Below are 424 nucleotides of genomic sequence, written 5' to 3'. Positions count from 1 at the left end.
ATTGAGAAGCATATCTCATTCCATTGCTCACGGCACACGTTCGGAACGATGATGCTCACGCTCGGTGCAGACCTTTTTACCACAAGCAAGCTGATGGGACATTCCAACATTCAGACCACGGAAATCTATGCTAAAATCGTGGATAAGAAGAAGGAGGAAGCCATCAACCTCATTGATGGTATGTTCACATAAATCATTGACAACGAATATATATAGACATGACAATAACTATCAGACAAAAGGCACTTGCCAACGACAACATAAGCTTGTATCTTGACATCTACGATGGTGGCAAGCGCAAGTTTGAATTTCTTTCCCTCTATTTGTTGCCTGAGGTTGATGCAGAGACCAAAGCAAGGAACGAAGAAACATTGCAACGTGCTCACCAGATAAGGGCAGAGCGTATTCTTCATCCAGAGACCAT

Annotated in this window: 2 protein-coding genes; both read left to right on the top strand. The window is 43.2% G+C overall.

All coding sequences use genetic code 11. The features are described 5' to 3' along the window. Nucleotides 1-192, top strand: a 192-nt coding sequence (locus KTQ90_RS13605) for a tyrosine-type recombinase/integrase (protein WP_217318863.1), incomplete at its 5' end; no start/stop codon positions are given. A gap of 26 nt (nucleotides 193-218) precedes the next feature. Then, the coding region (locus tag KTQ90_RS13600) for an Arm DNA-binding domain-containing protein (protein WP_254359761.1) at nucleotides 219-424 on the top strand (206 nt) is incomplete at its 3' end.

Origin of the sequence: Leyella stercorea, assembly GCF_019052365.1 — a bacterium.
GTDB lineage: Bacteria > Bacteroidota > Bacteroidia > Bacteroidales > Bacteroidaceae > Prevotella.
Note: the sequence above shows the minus strand (reverse complement) of the source record. Positions and strands in the feature narration are given on the sequence as shown.